The sequence below is a fragment of the Streptomyces sp. NPDC086519 genome, assembly GCF_040686075.1.
GTDB lineage: Bacteria > Actinomycetota > Actinomycetes > Streptomycetales > Streptomycetaceae > Streptomyces > Streptomyces shenzhenensis.
In genome coordinates this window covers 13,800-37,784 of the sequence record NZ_JBFBJL010000018.1, presented here as the reverse complement: position 1 = coordinate 37,784, position 23,985 = coordinate 13,800, and the positions used below count along the sequence as shown (strand labels likewise).

25 protein-coding genes are annotated in these 23,985 nt (G+C 71.2%); 5 read left to right on the top strand and 20 right to left on the bottom strand.

Features of this window, described 5'->3' with window-relative positions; all coding sequences use genetic code 11:
- Positions 1-18: 18 nt before the first annotated feature.
- From AB0P24_RS18800 to AB0P24_RS18790, 3 genes are all read right to left on the bottom strand, one after another.
- On the bottom strand, positions 19-675 hold the full coding sequence (locus AB0P24_RS18800) for a GntR family transcriptional regulator (RefSeq protein WP_365795283.1): 657 nt from the start codon (positions 673-675) through the stop codon (positions 19-21).
- Between the two features lie 155 nt (positions 676-830).
- Positions 831-2,270 carry an alkaline phosphatase PhoX gene (locus AB0P24_RS18795; protein WP_365795281.1) on the bottom strand — a complete coding sequence of 480 codons (1,440 nt, stop codon included), beginning with the start codon at positions 2,268-2,270 and terminating at the stop codon, positions 831-833.
- Positions 2,271-2,764: 494 nt separating this feature from the next.
- Positions 2,765-4,195, bottom strand: a complete 1,431-nt coding sequence (locus AB0P24_RS18790) for a hypothetical protein (protein ID WP_365795279.1) — start codon at positions 4,193-4,195, stop codon at positions 2,765-2,767.
- Positions 4,196-4,537: 342 nt separating this feature from the next.
- Here AB0P24_RS18790 and AB0P24_RS18785 point away from each other — a divergent pair, with 342 nt between their 5' ends.
- Positions 4,538-6,364 (top strand): endonuclease/exonuclease/phosphatase family protein, encoded by a 1,827-nt coding sequence (locus tag AB0P24_RS18785; RefSeq protein WP_365795277.1) that lies wholly within the window; start codon positions 4,538-4,540, stop codon positions 6,362-6,364.
- Between the two features lie 39 nt (positions 6,365-6,403).
- Here the strand turns inward: AB0P24_RS18785 and AB0P24_RS18780 are convergent, their stop codons facing one another.
- The 3 genes from AB0P24_RS18780 to AB0P24_RS18770 all read right to left on the bottom strand — a co-directional run bounded on the left by AB0P24_RS18780 (position 6,404) and on the right by AB0P24_RS18770 (position 8,312).
- On the bottom strand, positions 6,404-7,141 hold the full coding sequence (locus AB0P24_RS18780) for an SRPBCC domain-containing protein (protein ID WP_365795275.1): 738 nt from the start codon (positions 7,139-7,141) through the stop codon (positions 6,404-6,406).
- A 17-nt stretch (positions 7,142-7,158) separates the two neighbouring features.
- On the bottom strand, positions 7,159-7,767 hold the full coding sequence (locus tag AB0P24_RS18775; protein ID WP_365795273.1) for a helix-turn-helix domain-containing protein: 609 nt from the start codon (positions 7,765-7,767) through the stop codon (positions 7,159-7,161).
- A gap of 95 nt (positions 7,768-7,862) precedes the next feature.
- Positions 7,863-8,312 carry a circumsporozoite protein gene (locus AB0P24_RS18770; RefSeq protein WP_365795271.1) on the bottom strand — a complete coding sequence of 150 codons (450 nt, stop codon included), beginning with the start codon at positions 8,310-8,312 and terminating at the stop codon, positions 7,863-7,865.
- A 504-nt stretch (positions 8,313-8,816) separates the two neighbouring features.
- On the opposite strand from AB0P24_RS18770, the gene dapA reads away from it, so the two are divergent.
- The gene (dapA, locus tag AB0P24_RS18765; RefSeq protein WP_365795269.1) at positions 8,817-9,728 is read left to right on the top strand and encodes a 4-hydroxy-tetrahydrodipicolinate synthase; all 912 of its coding nucleotides are present in this window, start codon (positions 8,817-8,819) and stop codon (positions 9,726-9,728) included.
- Here the strand turns inward: dapA and AB0P24_RS18760 are convergent, their stop codons facing one another.
- Together AB0P24_RS18760 and AB0P24_RS18755 are read right to left on the bottom strand one after the other, a co-directional pair.
- Positions 9,729-10,949 (bottom strand): WD40 repeat domain-containing protein, encoded by a 1,221-nt coding sequence (locus AB0P24_RS18760; RefSeq protein ID WP_365795267.1) that lies wholly within the window; start codon positions 10,947-10,949, stop codon positions 9,729-9,731. It abuts the gene before it with no gap.
- Positions 10,946-11,506, bottom strand: a complete 561-nt coding sequence (locus AB0P24_RS18755) for a SigE family RNA polymerase sigma factor (RefSeq protein ID WP_365795529.1) — start codon at positions 11,504-11,506, stop codon at positions 10,946-10,948. The genes AB0P24_RS18760 and AB0P24_RS18755 overlap by 4 nt, the downstream gene beginning before the upstream one ends.
- A 140-nt stretch (positions 11,507-11,646) precedes the next feature.
- Here AB0P24_RS18755 and AB0P24_RS18750 point away from each other — a divergent pair, with 140 nt between their 5' ends.
- The gene (locus AB0P24_RS18750) at positions 11,647-12,156 is read left to right on the top strand and encodes a hypothetical protein (protein ID WP_365795265.1); all 510 of its coding nucleotides are present in this window, start codon (positions 11,647-11,649) and stop codon (positions 12,154-12,156) included.
- Positions 12,157-12,206: 50 nt separating this feature from the next.
- On the opposite strand, the gene dapD is transcribed toward AB0P24_RS18750, so the two are convergent.
- From dapD to AB0P24_RS18730, 4 genes are all read right to left on the bottom strand, one after another.
- Positions 12,207-13,196 carry a 2,3,4,5-tetrahydropyridine-2,6-dicarboxylate N-succinyltransferase gene (gene dapD, locus AB0P24_RS18745; RefSeq protein WP_365795264.1) on the bottom strand — a complete coding sequence of 330 codons (990 nt, stop codon included), beginning with the start codon at positions 13,194-13,196 and terminating at the stop codon, positions 12,207-12,209.
- 113 nt (positions 13,197-13,309) lie between these two features.
- The gene (locus AB0P24_RS18740; protein WP_365795262.1) at positions 13,310-13,846 is read right to left on the bottom strand and encodes a TetR family transcriptional regulator; all 537 of its coding nucleotides are present in this window, start codon (positions 13,844-13,846) and stop codon (positions 13,310-13,312) included.
- Complete coding sequence (locus tag AB0P24_RS18735; RefSeq protein WP_365795260.1) at positions 13,846-14,166, bottom strand: multidrug efflux SMR transporter; 321 nt, start codon at positions 14,164-14,166, stop codon at positions 13,846-13,848. The genes AB0P24_RS18740 and AB0P24_RS18735 overlap by 1 nt, the downstream gene beginning before the upstream one ends.
- A gap of 61 nt (positions 14,167-14,227) precedes the next feature.
- Positions 14,228-15,229, bottom strand: coding sequence for a sulfotransferase (locus tag AB0P24_RS18730; RefSeq protein WP_365795258.1), 1,002 nt, complete (start codon positions 15,227-15,229; stop codon positions 14,228-14,230).
- 240 nt (positions 15,230-15,469) lie between these two features.
- Between AB0P24_RS18730 and AB0P24_RS18725 the strand changes: the two genes are divergently transcribed.
- The gene (locus AB0P24_RS18725; protein WP_365795256.1) at positions 15,470-16,318 is read left to right on the top strand and encodes an AbfB domain-containing protein; all 849 of its coding nucleotides are present in this window, start codon (positions 15,470-15,472) and stop codon (positions 16,316-16,318) included.
- Between the two features lie 60 nt (positions 16,319-16,378).
- Here the strand turns inward: AB0P24_RS18725 and AB0P24_RS18720 are convergent, their stop codons facing one another.
- The 8 genes from AB0P24_RS18720 to AB0P24_RS18685 are packed head-to-tail and all read right to left on the bottom strand — an operon-like array spanning position 16,379 to position 22,969.
- Positions 16,379-16,711, bottom strand: coding sequence for a metal-sulfur cluster assembly factor (locus tag AB0P24_RS18720; protein ID WP_181804573.1), 333 nt, complete (start codon positions 16,709-16,711; stop codon positions 16,379-16,381).
- Positions 16,708-17,178 carry a Fe-S cluster assembly sulfur transfer protein SufU gene (gene sufU, locus AB0P24_RS18715; RefSeq protein ID WP_234539743.1) on the bottom strand — a complete coding sequence of 157 codons (471 nt, stop codon included), beginning with the start codon at positions 17,176-17,178 and terminating at the stop codon, positions 16,708-16,710. Before sufU ends, AB0P24_RS18720 begins: the two co-directional genes overlap by 4 nt.
- Positions 17,179-17,228: 50 nt before the next feature.
- On the bottom strand, positions 17,229-18,485 hold the full coding sequence (locus tag AB0P24_RS18710) for a cysteine desulfurase (protein ID WP_365795253.1): 1,257 nt from the start codon (positions 18,483-18,485) through the stop codon (positions 17,229-17,231).
- Entirely contained in the window at positions 18,482-19,246 is a 765-nt protein-coding gene (gene sufC / locus AB0P24_RS18705; RefSeq protein ID WP_365795251.1) for a Fe-S cluster assembly ATPase SufC, read from the bottom strand. The genes AB0P24_RS18710 and sufC overlap by 4 nt, the downstream gene beginning before the upstream one ends.
- Before the next feature lie 7 nt (positions 19,247-19,253).
- Positions 19,254-19,580 carry a non-heme iron oxygenase ferredoxin subunit gene (locus AB0P24_RS18700; protein ID WP_234539748.1) on the bottom strand — a complete coding sequence of 109 codons (327 nt, stop codon included), beginning with the start codon at positions 19,578-19,580 and terminating at the stop codon, positions 19,254-19,256.
- Positions 19,577-20,761 carry a Fe-S cluster assembly protein SufD gene (gene sufD / locus AB0P24_RS18695; RefSeq protein WP_365795248.1) on the bottom strand — a complete coding sequence of 395 codons (1,185 nt, stop codon included), beginning with the start codon at positions 20,759-20,761 and terminating at the stop codon, positions 19,577-19,579. Before sufD ends, AB0P24_RS18700 begins: the two co-directional genes overlap by 4 nt.
- A 55-nt stretch (positions 20,762-20,816) precedes the next feature.
- On the bottom strand, positions 20,817-22,238 hold the full coding sequence (gene sufB / locus AB0P24_RS18690) for a Fe-S cluster assembly protein SufB (protein ID WP_181804579.1): 1,422 nt from the start codon (positions 22,236-22,238) through the stop codon (positions 20,817-20,819).
- Positions 22,235-22,969: a metalloregulator ArsR/SmtB family transcription factor gene (locus AB0P24_RS18685; RefSeq protein WP_365795246.1), complete on the bottom strand. Its 735-nt coding sequence runs from the start codon at positions 22,967-22,969 to the stop codon at positions 22,235-22,237. The genes sufB and AB0P24_RS18685 overlap by 4 nt, the downstream gene beginning before the upstream one ends.
- A 206-nt stretch (positions 22,970-23,175) precedes the next feature.
- Here AB0P24_RS18685 and AB0P24_RS18680 point away from each other — a divergent pair, with 206 nt between their 5' ends.
- Positions 23,176-23,979, top strand: coding sequence for an AAC(3) family N-acetyltransferase (locus tag AB0P24_RS18680; RefSeq protein ID WP_365795244.1), 804 nt, complete (start codon positions 23,176-23,178; stop codon positions 23,977-23,979).
- Positions 23,980-23,985: the final 6 nt, after the last annotated feature.

Genomic DNA, 23,985 nt, shown 5'->3' with positions numbered 1-23,985 from the left:
GCCTCCTGGTGGCGTGGGTCAGTCGACCGGGTCGGCATCGACCAGGTCGGAGAGGGTGAGCCAGATGTCGGCCGTGATCCGGACCGCCGCCTGGGTGTCGCCGGCCGCGCAGGCCTCGATGAGCCGCTCGTGCAGGCCGGCCGAGCGGCAGGAGCCGCCCTCGCCGAAACGGCGGCGCTCCAGGCGGCGGATGAGGGGGGTGTAGCGGGCGACGGTGGCGGCGGCCGCGCCGTTGCCGGCCACCCGGACCAGGACGTCGTGCAGTGCGTCGTCGGCCCTCAGGGCCTCGTCCACGTCACCGGCGCGTACGGCGGCGGCGAACCGGTCGTTGGCCGCGCGCATCAGGTCGAGGTCGGCGTCCCGCAGCCGGGGTACGGCGGCCCGGGTGACCAGCTCGTGCATGGCACCGACCACGGCCGCCGCGTCCCGTACGTCGGCGGCCACCACCGGGGTGACCCGGGTGTAGCTCTGCGGCTTGCTCTCCAGGAGCCCCTCGTCGACGAGCCGCGCGAACGCCTCCCGCACCGGCGCCCGGGACAGCCCGAGCCGCTGTGCGAACTCGGCGTCACGCACCACCGCGCCGGGTTCGATCTCCCCGGCGACGATGGCGTCCCGGATCGCGGCGTAGGCGCGGTCGCGCAGCAGGGTGCGGGGGACGGGTCGTAGAGCCTCCATGAACTGAAATGTTAGATATCAGTGACCGCGCGGGCAAGGCCGTGCGCCGCGATCCCTTGCGGTGCGGGTCACCCGCGCAGGTGGACCGGCAGGTCCAGGGCTGCCGGCCGTCCGCCGCATCGGACAGCCCCCGCCCGCACGGGTGACTCGGCTTTCTAACGCCGCTGGCGCTTCCAGGGCCCGGTGATCGCGAGCATGATGCCCGGGGTCTGGATGTTGGCGTAGAGGGTCCGGCCGTCGGGCGAGAAGGTGACGCCGGTGAACTCGCTGTATTCGGGCGCCTCTTCGGTGCCGATGTTCAGTTCGTTGCGGGCGATGGGGTAGGTGCGGCCGCTGTCGGTGGCCCCGAACAGGTGCTGGAGGCCCTCGCCGTCCTCGGCGATGACCAGACCGCCGTACGGCGAGACGGTGATGTTGTCCGGGCCGTCGAAGGCGCCCTCCACGGACGGGTCCGGGTTGACGCCGATGCGGACCTTGAGCGTGAGGGTGCGGCGCTTGGGGTCGTAGAACCAGACCGAGCCGTCGTGCTGGACGGGGCTCTCCGCGCGGGCGTAGGAGGAGACGATGTACACGCCGCCGTCGCCCCACCACATGCCCTCCAGCTTGCGGGCGCGGGTGACCTGGCCGGTGGTGAACTGCTTGCGGACGGACGTGGTCCTCGCGTCGCGGTCCGGGACGTCCACCCAGTCGACGCCGTAGACGGTGCCGGTCTTCGTGGCGCGGGAGAGGTCGTCGACGAACCGGCCGCCGGAGTCGAAGCACTTGAACGCCTGGAGGGTGCCGGCGTCGTCGGCGAGGGTGCGCAGCTTGCCGCGGCCGTGGTGGAAGTGCTCGGGCGGGGTCCAGCGGTAGAGCAGGCCGTTGGGGTTGGAGGCGTCCTCGGTGAGGTAGAGGTGGCCGCGCCCCGGGTCGACGACGACGGCCTCGTGGGCGTAGCGGCCGAGCGCCTTGACGGGCTTGGGGTCGCGGTTGGCCCGGCGGTCCTCGGGGTCGACCTCGAAGACGTAGCCGTGGTCCTTGGTGAAACCGCCTGCGCCGGCCTTGTCCTCGGTCTCCTCGCAGGTCAGCCAGGTGCCCCAAGGGGTGTTGCCGCCGGCGCAGTTGGTGGCGGTGCCGGCGATGCCGACCCACTCGGCGACGTGGCCGCCGGGGCGGACCTCGACGACGGTGCAGCCACCGGCGGCGGCCGGGTCGTAGACGAGGCCCTCGGTGAGCGGAACGGGGTACTTCCAGTTGGCGCGGGGGCCCGCCAGCTCGTGGTTGTTGACGAGGAGGGTGGCGCCGCGCGGGCCGTCGAAGGCGGAGGTGCCGTCGTGGTTGGAGGGAGTGAACTCGCCGGACTCCAGCTTGGTCCTGCCGCTGTACGTGATCACGCGGTACCTGAAGCCGGCGGGGAGCGCGAGGATGCCGTCGGGATCGGGCAGCAGCGGCCCGTAGCCGACCCCGCCGTGCCCGTGCGCCGCCTCGGCCGCGTCGGTCTCGGTGGCGGCGAGGGCGTTCGGCGCGCTGGCGAGGGCGCCGACACTGCCCGCCAGCGCGACACCGGCACCGGTGATCGCGGACGTCCTGGCGAAGTCCCTGCGGGTGAGCGACATGGTGTCTCCTGTGACGGTCGGACTGCCGTGGAGGTGGCGGATCTCAACTCGGCGCACACGCTCCCGTCCACCTCTGAACACCGGTTGAACACAGGGCGACATCACGGTCGGGTGTTCCATGAATGCGCAATCCCCGCCCCACGCCACCCAAAAGCCCACCCCAAGAACACCCCGCAGAGGGCAACGGCCTCCCCCGGCCGCGGAAGCGACTCCGGCACCGGAGCCCACCGCGCTCCCAAGGCCGAACTCCCTCCCGGCACACGCCTTCGCCGCTGCGTCGTTCCCGCCGCGACAGCGCTCGGCTTCGTTCTTTCCCGCCACAACGGCGCTCAGTTCAAACGGCGGTGCCCGACCACCCGCACGCCCGATCGCACCGGCGCGCACCACAACACCGCGCCCCGCCGCATCCTCTTCTCCCGCCGCGACGGCGCTCAGCCGTGCACAACGCGTCCGACGGTGCCCGACCTCCGCGCACCCCCGCCCCTTCGATCCCCCTACCCCCCGTGCTGCGACCGCGCCTTGAACGCCGCCTTGCGGGCCTCCTTGGCCACCTTCTTGTCCGGGTGGAGGCGGCCCATCGCCTCCAGTACGTCGGCCGTGTCGGGGTGGCCCACCCGCCACGCCTGGGCGAAGAATCCGCTGTGCTGCCGGGCGAGGCCCTCCACCAGGGCCTGGAGTTCCTCGGAGTTGCCCTCGGCGGCCAGTTGCGCGGCCACCGTGTCGATGGTCAGCCAGAAGATCATGTCCTGGGAGGGCGCCGGCACCTCGGCGGCGCCGCGTTCGGCCAGCCAGACCCGCGCCAGGCCGCCCAGCTCGGGGTCGCCGAGGACTTCCCGCAGGGCGGGCTCGGCCTCGGGGCCGAGCAGCGACAGCGCCTGCTGGCAGCGCAGCCGCCGCAGCGGGGCGCCGGGGTCCGCGCCGCGCGCGGCGGCCAGCAGCTCCCGGGCGGCGGCGAGGGATTCGCGGCGGGCCAGCCACTGCTCGGTCTCGGCCTGCGCGGCCGCCTGCGGGAACGCGGCGGTGCCGTCGAGCAGCGCGTCCGCGCCCTTGTCGGCGAGCTCCCCGACCGCCGGCGCCTCGAAGCCGGCCTCCAGCAGCCGCGCCCGCAGCCCGTACGCGCCGAGCGGGGTGAGCCGCACCATGCCGTACCGGGAGACGTCGGCCTCGTCGACCGGCCCGGCCGCCGGCTCCTCCTCCGCGTCGGCCATCAGGGTCTCGTCGACCGGCTGGTACTCGACGAGCCCGACCGGCTCCAGCAGCCGGAACTGGTCGTCGAGCCGCATCATCGCGTCGGAGACCTGTTCCAGGACGTCGTTGGTGGGCTCCCCCATGCCGCTGGGCACGATCATCGACGCGGCGAGCGCGGGCAGCGGCACCGAGGCCTCGCCGGAGCCGCCCTCGCTCACGGAGAGCAGGTAGAGGTTGCCGAGGACCCCGTCGAGGAACTCCGCCTCCGCCTCGGGGTCCCAGCCGAGTGACGAGAAATCGACCTCGCCGCCCTCGTCCAGCGCGTCGACGATTCCGTCCAGGTCGGGCACGCTCGCGTCGGCGATCACGGTCTCCAGGGCCGCCTGCCAGACCCCGAGGACGTCGTGCGGCGAACCGCCGGTGAGCAGCGCCAGCTCCTCCCCCGCGGCCACGGTCCCGGCCTCCTCGTCGGCGATCTCGACGAGCCCGGTGTCCACGGCGACCCGCCAGGCCTCACCGGCGTAGGCGGCGGCGTCGTCCCCGGTGAGTCCGAGCGCCTCGGCGGCGGCCGGCAGCTGCTCCTCGACCAGTTCGCCGCCCGCGTCCACGCGGGTGTCGGGGCCGGCCCAGCGGGCGAGCCGGGCGGCCCGGGTGAGCAACGGCGTGGACAGCGCGGCGTGCGCCAGCTCCGCTTCGGAACGCAACCGCACCGGGGGCAGGGGGGCGCTGTCAGACATCGGCTGCTTCTCCTCGGACGCCTCAACGGTCGTACGGCGACCTGGACACCGTATCGACGGTCGTACGGCCACCTGGACGCCGTACGGCTCAGCCGCTCAGCCTAGACGGATTTCCACCCATGCCGCCCGGTTCATCTCTCCGCCGGGCCCCGTACGTGGCTGAAACCTTGACAACTGCCCTGAACAGGCAGGAGATTGACGCGCGTAGAAATCGGGTGGGACAACTGTTCACTCCGGATCTACGCGTGTCACATCCGTGTCACACGGCATACATGAACGTGTCATGAACGCTCCATAAACCGCCCTTGTCCCGGCGCTTCCGATGTCCCCGGAGGGATTCCCTTGCCGAGCAGGTCTTCCGCGCGTCTCGCCGCGCTCACCGTCGCCACCGTCTGCAGCGCGGCGTCCGCCGTCGCCCTCACCTCGCCCGCCCAGGCCGACGGGCTGCGTATCCACGACGTCCAGGGCACCACGCGCATATCGCCGTACGCCGGCCAGAAGGTGACGGACGTCCCCGGCATCGTCACGGGCACGCGCACCTACGGCTCTTCCAGAGGTTTCTGGATCCAGGATCCGACGCCGGACGACAACCCGGCCACCAGCGAGGGCGTCTTCGTCTTCACCAGCTCCACCCCGAAGGTCGCGGTCGGCGACTCCGTCACGGTCACCGGCACGGTCTCCGAGTACGTCCCCGGCGGCGCCTCCTCCGGCAACCAGTCGCTGACCGAGATCACCAAGCCGACGATCACCACGGTCTCCACCGGCAACGCGGTCCCGGCGCCGGTCGTCATCGACAAGAAGTCGGTGCCGAGCGCGTACACCCCCACCGGCGACACGGCCGCGGGCGGCTCGGTCAACGGGCTGCCCCTTCAGCCGGAGAAGTACGCCCTGGACTACTACGAGTCCCTGGAGGGCATGAACGTCCAGGTCAAGGACGTCCGCGTGGTCACCGCCACCGACCCGTACGCCGAGCTGTGGGTCACGGTGAAGCCGCACGAGAACCGCACCGAACGCGGCGGCTCGCTGTACCGCTCCTACCGCGACCAGAACACCGGCCGGCTGCAGATCCAGTCCCTCGGCCCCACCGCCGGCTTCCCGGTGGCGAACGTCGGCGACACCCTGACCGGCGCCACGACCGGACCGATGGACTACAACCAGTACGGCGGCTACACCCTCGTCGCGAGCACGCTGGGCACTCTGAAGAGCGGTGGCCTGCAGCGCGAGACGACGAAGAAGCAGTCGCACGGCGAGCTGGCGGTGGCGACCTACAACGTCGAGAACCTCGACCCCTCCGACGGCACCTTCGCCGCGCACGCCGCCGCGATCGTGAGCAACCTCCAGTCGCCCGACATCGTGTCCCTGGAGGAGATCCAGGACAACAACGGCGCCACGGACGACGGCACGGTCGCCGCCGACGTGACGGTGAACAAGCTGATCGACGCGATCGTCGCGGCGGGCGGTCCGGCGTACCAGTGGCGTTCCATCAACCCGGTCAACGACCGGGACGGCGGCGAGCCCGGCGGCAACATCCGCCAGGTCTTCCTGTTCAACCCCGAGCGGGTGTCCTTCGTCGACCGCGCGGGCGGCGACTCCACCACCGCGGTGGGCGTCACCGACGTGCACGGCAAGGCCCAGCTGACGGCCTCCCCCGGCCGCGTCGACCCGGCGGACTCCGCCTGGACGACCAGCCGCAAGCCGCTCGCCGGTGAGTTCGTCTTCCGCGGCAAGACGGTCTTCGTGATCGCCAACCACCTCAACTCCAAGGGCGGCGACCAGGGGCTGACCTCGCAGTACCAGCCGGTGGTGCGCAGCTCGGAGACCCAGCGCCACGCGCAGGCGACGCTGGTCAACGCGTTCGTCAAGAGCATCCTCGACGTCCAGAAGGACGCCGAGGTCATCGCGCTCGGCGACATGAACGACTTCGACTTCTCCGGTACCACCAAGATCCTGGAGAACGGCGGCGCGCTCTGGTCGGCGATCCGGTCGCTGCCCACGAAGGAGCGCTACACCTACGACTACCAGGGCAACGAGCAGGTCCTGGACCAGATCCTGATCAGCAAGGAGATCCGCCGCACCGGCGACTTCGAGTACGACAGCGTGCACATCAACTCGGAGTTCCACGACCAGATCAGCGACCACGACCCGCAGGTGCTGCGCTTCCGCCCCTGACGGCCCGCGGAGTTGCTCGACGCCTGAGACCCGCTCGGCTCAGGACTGGCTGAACACCCCGTTCAGCCAGTCCTGCCAGGCGGTCTCGTTCGCCTCGGCGTCGGCGTCCGGCGCGAAGTCGTGGACGCTGATGCCGACCGGGGCGCCCCAGTGGTTGCGGCCGAAGAACCGGACGAGGGCGTCCTCGGTGCGCAGCCCGATGAAGTACGGGTCGCGGTAGTCGACCACCGCGTCCAGGGCCCGCCCGCCGGGTCCCCGGACGCTCGCCTTCGCGCCCGCGGCCAGGTCGTCCGGCAGACCGAGGGCGCGGCCCACGGCGGTGAAGGCGTCCGGCGCCTGGGACGCCTCCGGACCGTTCAGCTGGGCGAAGCTCACCGGGCGGGGCGCGAAGTGGGTGAGGTACTCGCGCAGGGTGTGCAGGTAGAAGTCGGTGTGCCGGTTCGCGCCGTCGTACTGGTTGTCCCAGTCGTCGGTGAAGATCCCGCTGTGCACGTAGCGCACCCAGGCGCGGCGGCCGCCGTCGCGCTCCTCGATGACGTGCTCCAGCTGGTTGGCGCTCTGCGTCGGGAAGCCGACGTCCTCGCTGCGGGTGACCAGGTGGTGCGGCGGGTCGTAGGCGGTGACGGTGGAGCCGAAGGCCGCCGTACCGCCCACCCGGGGCTCGGGCGGCTGCATCGGCCACAGATAGCCGCCGGTCCCGTTGGTGATCGCCTCCCACACCTCCCCGGGCGTGGCGTCGACCTCGAACTCACGGGCGATCTCGAATTCCTTGGACATGATGGGGCTCCTGCCGCCTACTGTTCCTGCTCGGGGGTGGGCCGGTCCTTGACCGTGGGATGGACGGCGACCACGATCCGGTGGTCCCGGCCGCTCTCCGCGTCGGGTGCGTCGTACTTGCGGATCAGCGCGCTCACACCCGCCGCCAGCTCCTGCACGAAGGCCGCGCGGTCGGCTGCGGAGGCGAAACGGACCTCGCCGTCCAGCGCGTATGTCGCCAGCCGCTTGCGGGCCTTGGCCGCCCCCGTGATCAGCATGCCGACATCGCGCACCAGGCGCGCGCCGAGCGCGAGCAGCCAGCGCGCGGAGAGCTGGTCGCGGAAGCGGTCCGGGTCCGGCTGCACGGCGGGCAGGGCGGCCGGCGAGATGACGTACGACGCGGCGGTCGCGCGCATCAGCCGCTCGGTGACATTGCCCTTGCGCCGCTCGCCGGCCAGCTCGACCAGGCCGTGCCGCTCCAGCGCCTTCAGGTGGTAGTTCACCTTCTGCCGGGGCAGTCCGACCCGGCCGGCCAGCATGGCGGCCGACGCGGGCGCGCCGGCCAGTTCGGCGAGCAGCCTGGCCCGTATGGGGTCCAGCGACGCTGCGGCCGCCTCGGGGTCCTCGATCACGGTGACGTCCAGCATGGCTCCACCGTCTCACCGAAAACTTTTTTTGTCCAGGCAAGTGGAGTTTTCGGTGAGACGGCGGCCCTGAGTCTGGCGGGGCCCCTCGACGGGGCTCAGCCGCGCCGGTCGCGGCGGCGTCGCAGCAGGCTCGCGGTCGCGACGGCGACCGCGGCGGAGGCGGCGAGCAGCGCGGGGCGCGGGTGCCGCAGAGCGGCCCGGACCACCAGGCCGACGGGCCGCGGAGCCCGCTTCTCGACGGCGTGCCCCGCCTCGGCGGCCTTGTCGTACGCCAGGTGACCGGCCCGCCCCGCCTGCTCCTGGAGGACGTGCCGCGCCTTCGTCATCTGCTCCTGAGCGGTGTGGCCGCCCCTGACAGCCCGGTCCTGGGCCCCGTGACCGGCCTTGGTGGCGCCGTCGCGCAGGTGCACGGTCAGTGCGCCGGCCTTGTCCTTGAGGTCGGCGGCGCGGGCCTGGGCGCGCCCCTTGAGGTCGGCCTTGGCCGCCAACGTGCCCGCGCGGTCGCTCAGTCGAGCCCCCGCTCCGTGTGCGGTCCTGTCCGTCATCGCTGTGCCCCTCCTGGTCTCGTCGGCATCCGCACTGTGTTGCGGAACCTTCGGGTACCCGGAAAGCCGCCTGTCAGACCGTCAGCCCCGGTGCCCCGCCTCGGCGTCATGGCCCCGAGGCGGGCCGGCCGGCTCTGGAGCCAGTCGAGACGGGCCCGCAACAGCGCGGTCTCCGGCAGGAGTTCGGGCCCCCGAAGGGCTCGCCCGGCGCCGGCACGGCAGAGCCGCCCCCGGCACCCCCGGCGATCACCCGCACCCCCTGCCCCGCCAGCCGGGCGAACCGGCGAGCGAGACGGACGCACGAGGCGGCGGCCCGCGGCTTCATCGGCGCCTGCCACGACCCATGACCTGCCGTCGGTGACCGTCGAGCCCATAGGGGCCCATGAGGGGCGGAGTCGGACGCAGGGCCTGGGGACCCAGAAGGCCGACAACTTAGCATTGCTAAGACATGTCGGGTAGAAAAATTAAGTAGAGCTAAGTCGTCGGGCTGCCGAGACTACCTCCATGACGAACGCAGGCGACACCACCAGCCCCTCCCGCCCCTTCGGCCGCGCGCTCTGCGCGATGGTCACCCCCTTCACCGACGCGGGGGCGCTCGACCTCGACGGCGCCCGGCGGCTGGCCGCACATCTGGTGGCGCGGGGCTGCGACGGCCTGGTGCTGAACGGCACCACCGGCGAGTCGCCGACCACCTCGGACGCCGAGAAGGCGGAGCTGATCGCGGCGGTCCGGGAGGCGGTGGGCGAGCGGGTGCCGCTCGTGGCCGGCGTGGGCACCGCGGACACCCTGCACACCGTCGAACTGGCGCGGGCGGCGGAGAAGGCGGGCGCGGACGGGGCGCTGGTGGTCTCCCCGTACTACAGCAGGCCGCCGCAGGACGCGCTGGAGGCGCACTTCCTGGAGGTGGCCGACGCCGGCGGGCTGCCGGTGATGCTGTACGACATCCCGGGCCGCACCGGCACCCGGATCGAGCCGGAGACGCTGATCCGGCTCGCCGCGCACCCCCGGATCGTGGCCGTGAAGGACTGCTCGTACGACTTCCTCGGCGCCCAGAAGGTGCTGGCCCGGACGGACCTGGCGTACTACGCGGGCTGCGACGAGCACATCCTCGCCCTGTACGCGGTGGGCGCGGCCGGCTGTGTGAGCACGGTGGCCAATGCCGTCCCCGCCCATGTCGCCGCGATCCTGGACGCGTTCGACGCCGGCGACACCGCCCGCGCGCGGGGACTCCAGCTGCGGGCGACCCGGTTGATCGAGGCGATGACGGCCGCGGGCCTGCCGGGCACGGTCACCTCGAAGGCGCTGCTCGGCGCGCTCGGTCTGCCGGCGGGACCGGTGCGGCCACCCCTGCGGCCCGCCGGCCGGGAGGCGACCGACGGACTGCGGGCGGTGTACGAGGAGTTCGTGGCCGCCTGATCAGCGCGACTCGGCGAAGACCGGTGTCCAGCGGCCGGCGTCGCGGCCGGCGCCCTTGCGGAAACCGCTGAGCGGGACGGTCCTGTCGCTGCCGATGGTGACCAGGACGAGGCGGTTGTGGAACTCGCTGCCGCCGTCCTTGCCGATGTCCCAGGCGATGAGGGACCTGTTGCCGGCCCAGGCGAGGAGCTGCTGCCCGTGCACCTCGGTCTTCTTGCCGGTACCGAGGTCGGTGATCCAGGAGGAGGTCTTCATCGTCCTGCCCGCGAAGTCACCGGCGACCCGCTTGCCGTCGGGCGACAGTCCCGCTTCGACGTACCACTTCAGATTCCGCTCGCCGGCCGGGGCGGGGACCTCGTAGCCGTGGCGGTCGTAGAACTGCATCCCGGGTTCGCTGGTCAGGCCCGCCCAGACGTACTGGCCGAAGCGGCTGGGGGCGAAGTCCTGGCGGACGTTGATCGTGGGCAGTCCCATGCTGTCGTGCGGGCTGCCGACCTTGCTCCAGGAGCCCTTCCCGGAAGCCACGTCGAGGACGTAGAAGCCGGTGCGCGGCATGGTGACGGGCATGGCGAAGGAGGTGCCGTCCTTGTCGTCCGCCGCCCTGGTCGCCACGTCGGGGTCGGCGGAGTAGGTCGTCGCGACCAGTTCGCGGCCGTCGTGGGAGAACGCGACCCCGCCGACCCCGTGCTCGACCTGGATCCAGCGGGCCACCTTGCCGGTGGTGAGGTCGAGCAGGCCGATCCGCCGGGCGGGGATCTTCCGTTCCAGGACGGCGGCCGTCCGCAGGCCGGGGGCGACGGCGACGAACGACCAGCGGGCGTCCTTCTCGTAGCGGCCGGTGCGCTGGTCCAGCAGCCAGTAGGTGCGGGTGGTGTGGGACCGGCGGGCCGTCTGCTCGACGCTTTCGGTGGTGTAGTACGCGGCCATCGTGGCGTCGCCCGCCCGGATCAGCTCGCGGGGCGGTGACTGGTCGGGGTGGGCGCGGGTCTCACCGGGATCGAGGACCCCGGCGGGACGTACGTCGTCCTTGCCGCCGTCGAGCAGTGGCACGCCCACCGCGACGGCGACCACGGCCGCGGTGGCCACGGCGACGGAGGCGAGCCGGCGGGCCCGGCGGCGCCGGCGGACCGCCAGCACCTGGTCGGCGAACCCGGCCCGAAGCGGCAGCTGTTCGGCGGCCTGTTCGCGCAGCGTGTCGCGCAGGAGTTCCTCGACGTTCACGGCCGCACCTCCGCGGGCGAGTGGTCACGGGACGGCGGCTGGTCGCGGCCGGTGTCCGGGGCGAGGGCGGCCAGTTCGGGCGCGAGGGCGCGCAGCCTGGCCAGGGAACGGTGGGTGGTGGACCGTACGGTGCCGACGGAGCAGCCGAGCAGCCGGGCCACGTCGGCCTCGGGGAGGTCCTCGAAGTAGCGCAGGACCAGGACGGTGCGCTGGCGGGCGGTGAGCCGGGACAGGGCCGCGCGCAGGACGAGGCGCAGTTCGGCGGTGGCGGCGGTGTCGGGTGCCGGTGGACTCTCCGGCGGTTCGGCGACACTGAGTTCACGCCGGCGCCACTTCAGGCGCCAGCGGCTGATCTGCTGCCGGTAGAGGACCTGCCGAACATAGGCCTCGGGCTCGTCGATGCGCTGCCAGCGGCCGGCCGCCTTGATCAGGGCGTTCTGAAGCAAGTCCTCGGCGGCGTGCCGGTCGCCGCCGGTCAGCAGCACGGCCGTCCTCAGCAGTGCCGAGGACCGGCTGCCCACGAAATCCCGGAAGCTCTCCTGCAGGTCCGCATCCATCGTCACCGTCTCTTCCCCCGGGCCCACCCGATGTCCGGGCCCTGTACCCGTGGTGACGCGTGCGCAGCGGCGCTGCTATGCCTGTCCGGCGCGAGAATATTCACCGGCGCTCCGCGTGCCCGCTGCCGTACGTTGGCCTCGTGAGCCGCCCCCTGCTGTTCCTGGACGTCGACGGCCCCCTCAACCCGTACGCGGCAAAGCCGGAGCGGCGCCCCGAGGGCTGTACGACGATCCGGGCGACCGTCCGCCCGGGGCGACCGCTGCGGGTGTGGCTGAACCCGTCGCACGGCCCGGCGCTGCTCGCCCTCGGTTACGAGCTGTGCTGGGCGACCACCTGGATGGCCGAGGCCAACCGCTGGATCGGCCCGGTCCTCGGCCTGCCCGAGCTGCCCTGCGTCGACTTCGGCCGGGGCCTGCCGGCGGAGCGCCCGGACGGAGTCCACTGGAAGACGGAGGCGATCGTGGCCTACGCCGGGGGCCGGCCGTTCGCCTGGGTGGACGACGAGCAGAGCCCGGCGGACACCCGGTACGTCCGCGCCCACCATCCCGGCCCGGCCCTGCTCCGTCACGTCGATCCCCGGATCGGGCTGCGGGACGCCGACTTCGCCGCACTGGCGGAGTTCCGGACGTCCCTGCCGTACGACGGCTGAGCGCCCTCCCGGCCGGAAGGGCGCTCAGCCCGGCGGCGCGGCGTCGTGCGTCAGTTGTGGCTGTGCAGGATCTCGTTCAGGCCGCCCCAGACCGCGTTGTTCGGGCGGGCCTCGACGGCGCCGGTGACCGAGTTGCGGCGGAAGAGGATGTTGGAGGCGCCGCTGAGCTCGCGGGCCTTGACGATCTGGCCGTCGGGCATGGTGACGCGGGTGCCCGCGGTGACGTACAGGCCGGCCTCGACGACGCACTCGTCGCCGAGGGCGATGCCGACGCCCGCCTCGGCGCCGATCAGGCAGCGCTCGCCGATGGCGATGACGACGTTGCCGCCGCCGGAGAGCGTGCCCATGGTGGAGGCGCCGCCGCCGATGTCGGAACCGTTGCCGACCACGACACCGGCCGAGATCCGGCCCTCGACCATCGAGGTGCCGAGGGTGCCGGCGTTGAAGTTGACGAAGCCCTCGTGCATGACGGTGGTGCCCTCGGAGAGGTGCGCGCCGAGGCGGACCCGGTCGGCGTCGGCGATGCGCACGCCCTTCGGGACGACGTAGTCCGTCATCCGCGGGAACTTGTCGATCGAGGTCACCTGGAGGTGCAGGCCCTCGGCGCGGGCGTTCAGCCGGACCTTCTCGATCTCGTCGACGGCGACCGGGCCGAGGGAGGTCCAGGCGACGTTGGCGAGCAGGCCGAAGATGCCGTCCAGGCTCTGGCCGTGCGGCTTCACCAGGCGGTGCGAGAGCAGGTGCAGGCGCAGGTAGGCGTCGTGGGTGTCGAGCGGCTTGTCGTCGAGGGAGGCGATGACCGTACGGACCGCGACGACCTCGACACCGCGGCGGGCGTCCGGGCCGAGCGCCTTCCCGGCGCCCTCGCCGAGCAGTTCCACGGCCTTCTCCGCGGACAGCCGCTCGGTGCCGGACGGGCCGGGCTCGGCCAGGAGTTCGGGGGCGGGGAACCAGGTGTCGAGAACGGTGCCGTCGGCGGCGATCGTGGCGAGGCCCACGGCGGCGGCACCGGTGGAACGAGGAGCAGTGGTGTCGGTCATGAGGGCAACCTAACCGGCCGGGGGCCGGGGAGGCGAACCAGCGTGCGGGGCGTCTCAGGGGGCGGGCCGTGACGACGGGCCGGGTGGCCCGCGCTTCCTCGTGGTGCGTCCGTTCAGGGAATCACCCGCCCCAGCGCCTCCCGCGCGTACCTCTCGTCGTACGGCGTCCCGGTCAGCAGCACCTGGAGGCAGATCCCGTCCATCAGTGCGACCAGCGCCCGCGCGGTGACCGGGTCGGTGCGCCGGGCCAGCCGTTCGGCGAGGTCGTCGGCCCACTCGGCGGCGACGGGGCGCAGGGCCGGACGGCGCAGGGCGGCGAGGTAGAGCTCGTACTCCAGTTCCACGGCGGTACGGTCACCGCTCAGCCAGTCGCCGAGGATCCGGGCGAGGACGGTGGCGAGGTCCGCCGAGGAGTCGTCCAGGCCTCCGTACGCGGCGACCGCCTTGGCGAAGCACTCGTTCGCCTGGCGCAGGGCGGCGACCATCAGCTCGTCGAGGGTCTTGAAGTGGTACGTGGTGGAGCCGAGCGGGACGTCGGCCTCGGCGGCGACGGTGCGGTGGCTCAGCCCCGCGAGCCCCTTCTCGCCGACGACCCGGATCGCCGCGTCGATGATCCGCTGCCGTCGATCGGGGTCGTAACGGCGGGGCATCAGTGCGCGCCTCCCAGGTTCAGGACCACTACTCCGCCGACGATCAGCAGGATCCCGGCCACCTTGACCGGGGTCAGTGTCTCCCCGAACAGCAGCAGGCCCAGCACGGCGACGGCGGCGGTGCCGACCCCGGACCAGATCGCGTACGCAGTGCCGATCGACACGGTCTTCAGCGTCTCGGCCAGCAGCAGGAACGAGACGACGTATCCCAGTGCCGTCAGCAGCGACGGCCAGAGTCTGCTGAAGCCGTCCGCGTACTTCATCGCCGTCGTGGCGGCGACCTCGGCGGCTATGGCGCCGGCGAGCGTCAGATATCCCATGTGTACGAGTGTACGCACCGTTGCGTACGGTCGTACACAACCGTGCCGGGCCGTCCTGGCCTCAGTGCAGGGGCCGGCCCGCCGCCACCGGACCCGGTTCGCGCAGCCGTGTCACGCGGTCGAGCATCCGGCGCTTGGCGAGGGCCGCGCGGCGCAGGGCGAGGACGCGGCGGTAGCGGAGCAGTTCGGCCGGGTCGGGCCGGACCGCCCCGCCCGGCGCGTAGCCGTACCGCGCCAGACGGTCGCCCAACGCGGCCTCGGCGAGCCGGATCTGGTCCGGCGTCAGCCGCCGCTGCCAGCTGCCGGCCCGGGAGGCGTCCAGGGCGCCGTGGGTACGGCGGTGCCAGGTCTTGCGGGCCGGTACGGCGGCGCGCGCCAGACGGTGCGGTTCGGTCGTCCGCAGGTCGTACTCCTCGCCCAAGTAGGTGCAGATCATGCGGAGTTGGTGTTCAGGGTCGGTGATCAGGTCCTCGTAGCGGACCTCGTGCCAGGCACCGGGGCCGAGCCGTCGGGCGTGGCGCCGGGTCACGTCCGCCACCTGGGCCCAGGTGGCGACGGCCTCGTGGAAGCCGCGGTGCCACCAGGGCATACCGAGGAGCGAGGCCACGCAGTCCCGGCCGTCGCGGACGAGGTGCACGAACTGGGCGTCCGGGAAGAGCCGCAGGATCTCCTCTACGTGCAGGGCGTAGGCGGGCCGCTTGTCGCCCCAGCGCACCTTGCCGCGGCTGTCCGCGTACGCCTTGAGGGCGATGCCGAGGGCCGAGCCGAGGGTGGGCGGGCCGTCGGCGATCCGGCCGGCGACGTCCTCGGCGTCCAGGCCCAGTTCATGGAAACGGGTTTCCCTGCGGCCGGTGATCCAGTGCGCGAGCGCCGCCCGATTCACCGGTTCACGCAAGTCACCGGAGCCGAGCCTGCGTTCATAGGCGGCCAGGACGAACCGCGTTTCCGGTGGCAGGGCGATCCTCGGGTGGGCGTGCAGCATCAGCTGGAGCAGGGTCGTCCCGGAGCGGGGACAGCCGAGGACGAAGACGGGGCGCACGGAGGGAAGCACTGAGGTAGCCATCGGCGCCAGGGTGCCGTCGGGCGATGAGCCGGAGCGGGGAGGGCACTGAGAACGCCGTTTGAACTCCCTTGCGCCACCCGCAGACGTTTAATGCTCACAGAAACCGCTAGCTAAAGGGCTCCCCGTGGGCCCCTCACTCCACTAGTGTGTGCACTTCTGTGATCCACCCTTGCTTCACACTTCGCCCACGCCACCCTCACATCCCCGGCCGCTGCCCTGGCGCCGCTGGAGGAAACGCGCATGCCAGAAACCACCCCCGCACCCCCGCCGCATCCCGCCTGGGAGAACGGCTGGGTCCCCGACACCTCCCGGGCCCCCGGCACCCGAAGACTCTGGCTGGCGGGCACGCTCGCCATCGCCACCATCGCGGCCTGCATCACGGCGATAGCCGTCAGCCACAACACCCCTGACCAGGCGGCACCTGGTCCCATGGCGACCGGGAACACCGACAACGGCCCGGGTCTGCTCTCCTTCGCCTCACCGTCGGCCTCGGGTACGACGGCTCCGCCGAAGGGCACGTCGGGGATGTCGGCGACCTCGCCGTCCGCGTCCGCCACGGCGACCGCCGCGGCGCACGGCAGCACCCCGAAGGCCGCGCCCTCCAGCGCGATGCCCTCCACGGCCGCGCCCACCAAGGGCAGTTCGGGCGGTTCGGCGCAGCAGCCCAGCACCGCCCAGAGGTCGGTCCGCTCGGTCAACTACCCGGACCGCTACTGGCATCTGAGCGACGGGCTGGTGAAGCTGGACGCGCCGCGCGGCTCGGAGTCCCGCACGGACTCCACGTTCACCGTGGTCACGGGCCTGGCGAACAGCTCCTGCTACTCGTTCCGGACGTCGGACGGGAAGTACCTGCGGCACCACGACTTCCTGCTGCGCGCCGACAGCGACGACGGCTCGTCCCTCTTCCGGCAGGACGCCACCTTCTGCGCCCGCACCTCGTCCTACTCCGGCGCGGTCATGCTGGAGTCGGTGAACTACCCCGGCCGCTATCTGCGCCACCAGAACTTCCAGCTGAAGCTGGACCCGTACCAGAACAGCGACCTCTACCGGGCGGACTCCGCGTTCCGGTTCGTGGACCCGCTGGCCTGAGCGCGCAGACGAAAGCGGCGGCACCCGGAAGGTGCCGCCGCTTTCACGTTCGCGGGGTGCTCAGACGTTGAACCCGAGCGCCCGCAACTGCTCGCGCCCGTCGTCGGTGATCTTGTCGGGGCCCCACGGGGGCATCCAGACCCAGTTGATGCGCAGTTCGTTGACGATGCCGTCCGTGGCGGACTTGGCCTGGTCCTCGATGACATCGGTCAGCGGGCAGGCCGCCGAGGTCAGGGTCATGTCGACGGTGGCGATGTTCGCGTCGTCGATGTGGATGCCGTAGATCAGGCCGAGGTTGACGACGTCGATGCCGAGTTCGGGGTCGACGACGTCCATCAGGGCCTCGCGGAGTTCTTCCTCCGAGGCGGGCTTCATCTCAGCGGTGTCGGTCATGCCGTCTTCCTCTCGGCGTCGGCCGCGCCACCCAGCGCCTGCGCCGTCGCGTCCTTCCACGCCATCCAGCTCAGGAGGGCGCACTTGACCCGGGCGGGGTACTTGGAGACACCGGCGAACGCGACCGCGTCCTCCAGGACGTCCTCCATCGCGTCGTCGGGCTCCAGCCGGCCCTTGGACTGCATCAGCTCCAGGAAGGTCTCCTGGATCTTCTGCGCGTCCGCCAGGTCCTTGCCGACCAGCAGTTCGTTCAGCACGGAGGCCGAGGCCTGGCTGATGGAGCAGCCCTGGCCCTCGTACGAGACGTCCTCGATCGTCGTGCCGTCGTACTTCACTCGGAGGGTGATCTCGTCGCCGCACGTCGGGTTCACGTGGTGCACCTCGGCGTCACCGTCCCTCAGACCACGCCCGTGCGGGTTCTTGTAGTGGTCCAGGATGACTTCCTGGTACATCGAATCCAGCTTCACGACGACAAACCTCGCATTCCATAGCGCAGCACGGTCTCAGCTCACGCCCTTCAGCCGAAGAAGTTCCGTACGTGCTCCAGGCCCTCGACCAGAGCGTCGATCTCGGCCGGAGTGGAGTACAGATAGAACGACGCTCGCGTGGTCGCAGGAATTCCGTACCGGAGGCAGACGGGCCGCGCGCAGTGGTGGCCGACGCGGACCGCGATGCCCTGCTCGTCGAGGACCTGGCCCACGTCGTGCGGGTGGATGTCCCCGAGGGTGAAGGAGATCGCGGCACCCCGGTCCTCGGCCGTGGTGGGGCCGATGATCCTCAGATCCGGGACCTGCTGGAGCCGCCGCACCGCGTACTCGGTCAGCGCGTGCTCATGGGCGAGGATCTTGTCCATGCCGATGGCGTTCAGGTAGTCGATCGCCGCGCCGAGGCCGACCGCCTGGGCGACCGGCGGGGTGCCCGCCTCGAACTTGTGGGGCGCCGGGGCGTACGTCGACGAGTGCATCGACACGGTCTCGATCATCTCGCCGCCGCCGAGGAACGGCGGCAGGTCCTCCAGGAGCTCCTGGCGGCCCCAGAGGACGCCGATGCCGGTCGGGCCGCACATCTTGTGGCCGGTGAAGGCCACGAAGTCGGCCTGCAGGGCCTGCACGTCCAGCGGCATGTGGGGAGCGGCCTGGGAGGCGTCGATGCAGACGAGGGCGCCGACCTCCTGGGCGCGGCGCACTATCGCCTCGACCGGGTTGACCGTGCCCAGGATGTTCGACACCAGCACGAACGAGACGACCTTCGTCTTCTCCGTGATGATCTCGTCGATGTTGGTGAGGTCGAGGCGGCCGTCGTCGGTGAGACCGAACCACTTCAGCTTCGCGCCGGTGCGCTGCGCCAGCAGCTGCCACGGCACGATGTTGGAGTGGTGCTCCATCTCCGTGATGACGATCTCGGTCTCGTGGTCCACCCGGTAGGGCTCGTCGGCCCAGCCGAGCATGTTCGCCACGAGGTTCAGCGACTCGGAGGCGTTCTTGGTGAAGATCACCTCGTCGCGGCTGGGCGCGTTGATGAACTCGGCGACCTTGTCGCGCGCGCCCTCGTACATCGCCGTGGCCTCTTCGGCGAGCACATGCACACCGCGGTGGACGTTGGCGTTGTGGCGCTCGTAGTACTCGCTGAGGACGTCCAGTACCTGGCGCGGCTTCTGGCTGGTCGCCGCGTTGTCCAGGTACACGAGCTTCTTGTCGTCGTGGACCAGACGGTCCAGGACGGGGAAGTCCTTGCGGATCGCCTCGGTGTCGAGGAGGCCCGGCAGCTGTGTCACTCGGATGCGCCACCCTTCGTGTATGCCTCGTAGCCCTCGGCCTCCAGCTTGTCGGCGAGCTCGGGGCCACCCGACTCGACGATCCTGCCGCCCGCGAAGACATGGACGTGGTCCGGCTTGATGTAGCGCAGGATGCGCGTGTAGTGCGTGATCAGCAGGGTGCCGACCTCGCCGGTCTCGCGGACGCGGTTGACGCCCTCGGAGACGATGCGAAGGGCGTCGACGTCGAGGCCGGAGTCGGTCTCGTCGAGGATCGCGATCTTCGGCTTGAGCAGTTCGAGCTGGAGGATCTCGTGGCGCTTCTTCTCACCGCCGGAGAAGCCCTCGTTCACGTTGCGCTCGGCGAAGGAGGAGTCGATGGAGAGCCGCTCCATGGCCTCCTTGACCTCCTTCACCCAGGTGCGCAGCTTGGGGGCCTCGCCGCGGACGGCGGTGGCGGAGGTCCGCAGGAAGTTCGACACGGAGACACCCGGAACCTCGACCGGGTACTGCATCGCCAGGAACAGGCCCGCGCGGGCACGCTCGTCGACGGACATCTCCAGGACGTCCTCGCCGTCGAGGAGCACGGTGCCGCCGGTGACCGTGTACTTGGGGTGACCCGCGAGCGAGTAGGCGAGGGTCGACTTGCCGGAGCCGTTGGGGCCCATGATGGCGTGCGTCTCGCCCTGCTTCACGGTGAGGTCGACGCCCTTGAGGATCTCCTTCGTGGCGTTGTCGGCCTCGACGGTGACGTGCAGGTCTCGGATTTCAAGCGTTGCCATGGGTGCCTCAGGACTCCTGGGTGAGGGAGACGAGCACGTCGTCCCCTTCGATCTTTACGGGGTATACGGGGACGGGGCGCGTGGCCGGCAGGCCGGACGGCTTGCCGGTGCGCAGGTCGAAGCTGGAGCCGTGCAGCCAGCACTCGATCTGGCAGTCCTCCACCTCGCCCTCGGAGAGCGAGACGTTGGCGTGGGAGCAGATGTCGTAGATGGCGAACACCCCCGCCTCGGTCTTCACGACCGAGACCGGCGTGCCGTCGAGTTCCACCCGCTTCGGGGTGCCCTCCTCCAGCTCGCTCAGCCCGCAGGCGCGTACGAACGCAGTCGAGGTCATGCGACCGAGGCCTCCAGCTCCTCCTCGATCTTGGCGAGCAGGCGCTCCTCGATGTCGGCGACACCGATCTGCTGGACCAGCTCGGCGAAGAAGCCGCGGACGACGAGGCGGCGGGCCTCGTGCTCCGGGATGCCGCGGGCCATCAGGTAGAAGAGCTGCTCGTCGTCGAAGCGGCCGGTGGCGGAGGCGTGGCCGGCGCCGACGATCTCGCCGGTCTCGATCTCCAGGTTCGGCACCGAGTCGACGCGCGCGCCGTCCGTGAGGACCAGGTTGCGGTTCATCTCGTAGGTGTCGGTGCCCTCGGCCTTGGCCTCGATGAGGACGTCACCGATCCACACCGCGTGCGCGTTGTCGCCCTGGAGCGCGCCCTTGTAGGCGACGTTGGACTTGCAGTGCGGGGTGTTGTGGTCGACCAGCAGGCGGTGCTCCTGGTGCTGGCCGGCGTCGGTGAAGTACAGGCCGTACAGCTCGGCCTCGCCGCCGGTGCCGGCGTAGGAGACGCGCGGGTGCAGTCGTACGAGGTCGCCGCCGAAGGTGACGACCACGGACTTGAAGCTGGCGTCCCGGCCGACCAGGGCGTTGTGCTGGGCCACGTGGACGGCCTTGTCGTCCCAGTCCTGGACGGAGACGACGGTCAGTTTGGCGCCGTCGCCCAGGACGTACTCGACGTTGGCCGCGGTGACCACGTCACCGGTGTGGTCGATGACGACGACGGCCTCGGCGAAGGCGCCCAGCTCGATCACCTGGTGGCCGTAGGCGACCCCGCCCTGGCCGTGCACGCTGATCCGGATCGGCTCGGTGAGCACCGTCTCCTTGGGGACGGTGACCACGCCGGCCTGCTCGAAGGCGGAGTACGCCTGGGCGGCGACCCGGTCCACCGGGGTGCCGGCCCGGCCGAGCCGGGCGTCGTCGCGGCCGACCAGCTCGACGGTGACGCCCTCGGGGGCCTCCACCGCGACCTTCAGGCTGTCGCCGGACGCCACCGCCGTGCCGTCGTGCAGCCCGCGCAGGCGCTCCAGCGGGGTGAACCGCCACTCCTCCTCGCGGCCGTGCGGGACCGGGAAGTCCGCGACGTCGAAGGACGGGGGCGCGCTCATGCGCGTGGCGACGGTCGACTCGGCGGCCACCGCGATCTGGCCCGCGGTCATCGACCCCACGGGGATGTTCTGAGCCTCAGCCATGGCTGTCGGTCTGCTCGCTTTCTTACGTGAGTGGCTTGACGGTGACGGCGGTCGCTTAACCGACCGCGCCCTCCATCTGGAGCTCGATCAGCCGGTTGAGCTCGAGGGCGTACTCCATGGGCAGTTCCTTGGCGATCGGCTCGACGAAGCCGCGCACGATCATCGCCATCGCCTCGAACTCGGAGAGACCACGGCTCATCAGGTAGAAGAGCTGGTCCTCGGAGACCTTGGAGACGGTCGCCTCGTGGCCCATGGACACGTCGTCCTCGCGGACGTCCACGTACGGGTACGTGTCGGAGCGGGAGATCGTGTCGACGAGCAGCGCGTCGCACAGAACGTTCGACTTGGAACCGTGGGCGCCCTCGCCGATCTCGACCAGGCCGCGGTAGGAGGTACGGCCGCCGCCGCGCGCCACGGACTTGGAGACGATGTTGGACGACGTGTTCGGCGCCATGTGGACCATCTTGGAACCGGCGTCCTGGTGCTGGCCCTCGCCCGCGAAGGCGATGGAGAGGGTCTCGCCCTTGGCGTGCTCGCCCATCAGGTAGACGGCCGGGTACTTCATCGTCACCTTGGAGCCGATGTTGCCGTCGATCCACTCCATGGTGGCGCCCTCGTAGGCGACGGCGCGCTTGGTGACCAGGTTGTAGACGTTGTTCGACCAGTTCTGGATGGTCGTGTAGCGGCAGCGGGCGTTCTTCTTGACGATGATCTCGACGACCGCGGAGTGCAGGGAGTCGCTCTTGTAGATCGGAGCGGTACAGCCCTCGACGTAGTGCACGTAGGCGCCCTCGTCGACGATGATCAGGGTCCGCTCGAACTGGCCCATGTTCTCCGTGTTGATGCGGAAGTAGGCCTGGAGCGGGATCTCGACGTGCACGCCCTTCGGCACGTAGATGAAGGAGCCGCCGGACCACACGGCGGTGTTCAGCGCGGCGAACTTGTTGTCACCGGCCGGGATGACGGTGCCGAAGTACTCCTTGAAGAGCTCCGGGTGCTCCTTCAGGGCGGTGTCGGTGTCGAGGAAGATGACGCCCTGCTCCTCCAGGTCCTCGCGGATCTGGTGGTAGACGACCTCCGACTCGTACTGGGCGGCGACACCGGCGACGAGGCGCTGCTTCTCGGCCTCCGGGATGCCCAGCTTGTCGTAGGTGTTCTTGATGTCCTCGGGCAGGTCCTCCCAGGACTCCGCCTGCTTCTCCGTGGAGCGCACGAAGTACTTGATGTTGTCGAAGTCGATGCCGGAGAGGTCGGATCCCCAGTTCGGCATGGGCTTCTTCTCGAAGAGCTTGAGGCCCTTGAGGCGCAGCTTGGCCATCCACTCCGGCTCGGACTTCTTGCCGGAGATGTCGAGGACGACCTCCTCGTTCAGGCCGCGCCTGGCAGAGGCACCGGCCACGTCGGAGTCGGCCCAGCCGTATTCGTACTTGCCCAGGCCTTCGAGCTCAGGGTGGGCAGTCTCCGTGGGGAGAGTCATGCGGGGTTCCTCCCGGCCGTGCTAGCAGATGCGTCAGTTGAAATCTTGGGGATGAACGTCGTGCAGACGCCGTCGCCGTGCGCGATGGTCGCCAGTCGCTGGACGTGTGTTCCGAGCAGTTCGGCGAAGATCTCCGTCTCCGCCTCGCACAGCTGGGGGAACTGCTCCGCGACATGGGCGACCGGGCAGTGGTGCTGGCACAGCTGTTCGCCGACCGGTGCGCTGCGCGCCGTCGCAGCGTACCCGTCCAGGCTCAGGGCCTTGGCCAGCGCTTCGGCGCGCTCGTCGGGGCTCACGCTCTCGATCGCCTGGCGGTAGGCGCTCGCCTGGGCGGTGATCCGGGCCCGCGCGAAGGCGGCGACCGCTTCCTGGCCGCCTCCCTGCTCGGCGATCCAGCGCAGCGCGTCGGCGGCGAGTTTGTCGTACGACTGGTCGAAGGCGTCGCGGCCGCAGTCGGTGAGGGCGAAGATCTTGGCGGGGCGGCCGCGCGTCCGGGCGCCGTACACCCGCTGCTCGCGCGCCTCCACGACGTCGTCGGCGACCAGCGCGTCCAGATGCCGGCGTACTGCCGCCGGAGTCAGGCCCAGGCGTCCGGCGAGCTCCGTGACGGTCGACGGCCCGTGGTCCAGGATCGACCGCGCGACCCGGTTGCGCGTCGAGCGCTCTCCGGTCGCGAACTCTTCCTGCGGGGCCCCCGGAGGGGTCTCCCGAACCTCGCCGACGTTTTTCACAACACCATTGTTGCGTAATTCCTCGGAGCCAGGCAAGCGGCGTCCGGGCGAGGAAGCGGTGCCCTGCATCACTTAGGGTTACCTAACCAGAAGCCTGCCCTGACCTGCGGAAACGATCTTTGATCGATCATCCTCCGGTCCGTCGCGATCACCCCTGCGCCCAATTGGGTGGCGCACGGCGGCCGCCTCCGGAACACTCCAGGATCATGCCCACGCCCCTTCCGACCGGCCCTCTTGTCACGCGGGACGTCCTCGCGAAGCAGCTTCGCCTGCTGGGTGTCAGGACCGGCGAGATCCTCCTCGCACACACCTCGCTCAGTTCCCTCGGCTGGGTGAACGGCGGAGCCGTGGCCGTCGTCCAGGCCCTCCTCGACGCCCTCGGTCCGGACGGCACCCTGGTGGTCCCCACCCAGACCGGCGACCTCTCCGACCCCGCCGTGTGGGGAAATCCGCCGGTGCCCGAGGAGTGGTGGGCGACGATCCGGGCGACCATGCCGCCGTACGATCCCCGGACCACTCCCAGCCGCGGGGTCGGCGTGCTCCCGGAGACCCTGCGGACCTGGCCGGGTGCCCTGCGCAGCGCCCACCCGCAGACCTCCTTCGCCGCCGTCGGCCCCCGCGCCGCGGAGCTCCTGGACGGCCACGCCCCCGACTGCCGGCTCGGCGAGCGGAGCCCGCTGGCCAGGCTGGAGCAGTTGCACGCGCGCGTGCTCATGCTCGGCACCGGCTACGCCACCTGCACCAGCTTCCATCTCGCCGAGTACCGGATCCCCTCCCCGCGCGTCCGGGTCGGCCGCCCCGCACCCGGCGGCGGCTGGGAGGAGGTCACCGAGGTGTCGATCACCTCCGACCGCTTCGACGAACTCGGCTGCGACTTCGAACGCGACCGCCCCGTGGTCGTCCGCGGCACGGTCGGCGCGGCCGAGGCCCGGCTCTTCCCGGTGGCGGAGGCCGTGGCCTACGCCGAGGGGTGGCTGGCCGTGCACCGACCCCGTGAGGAGGAGATCTAGCACCCG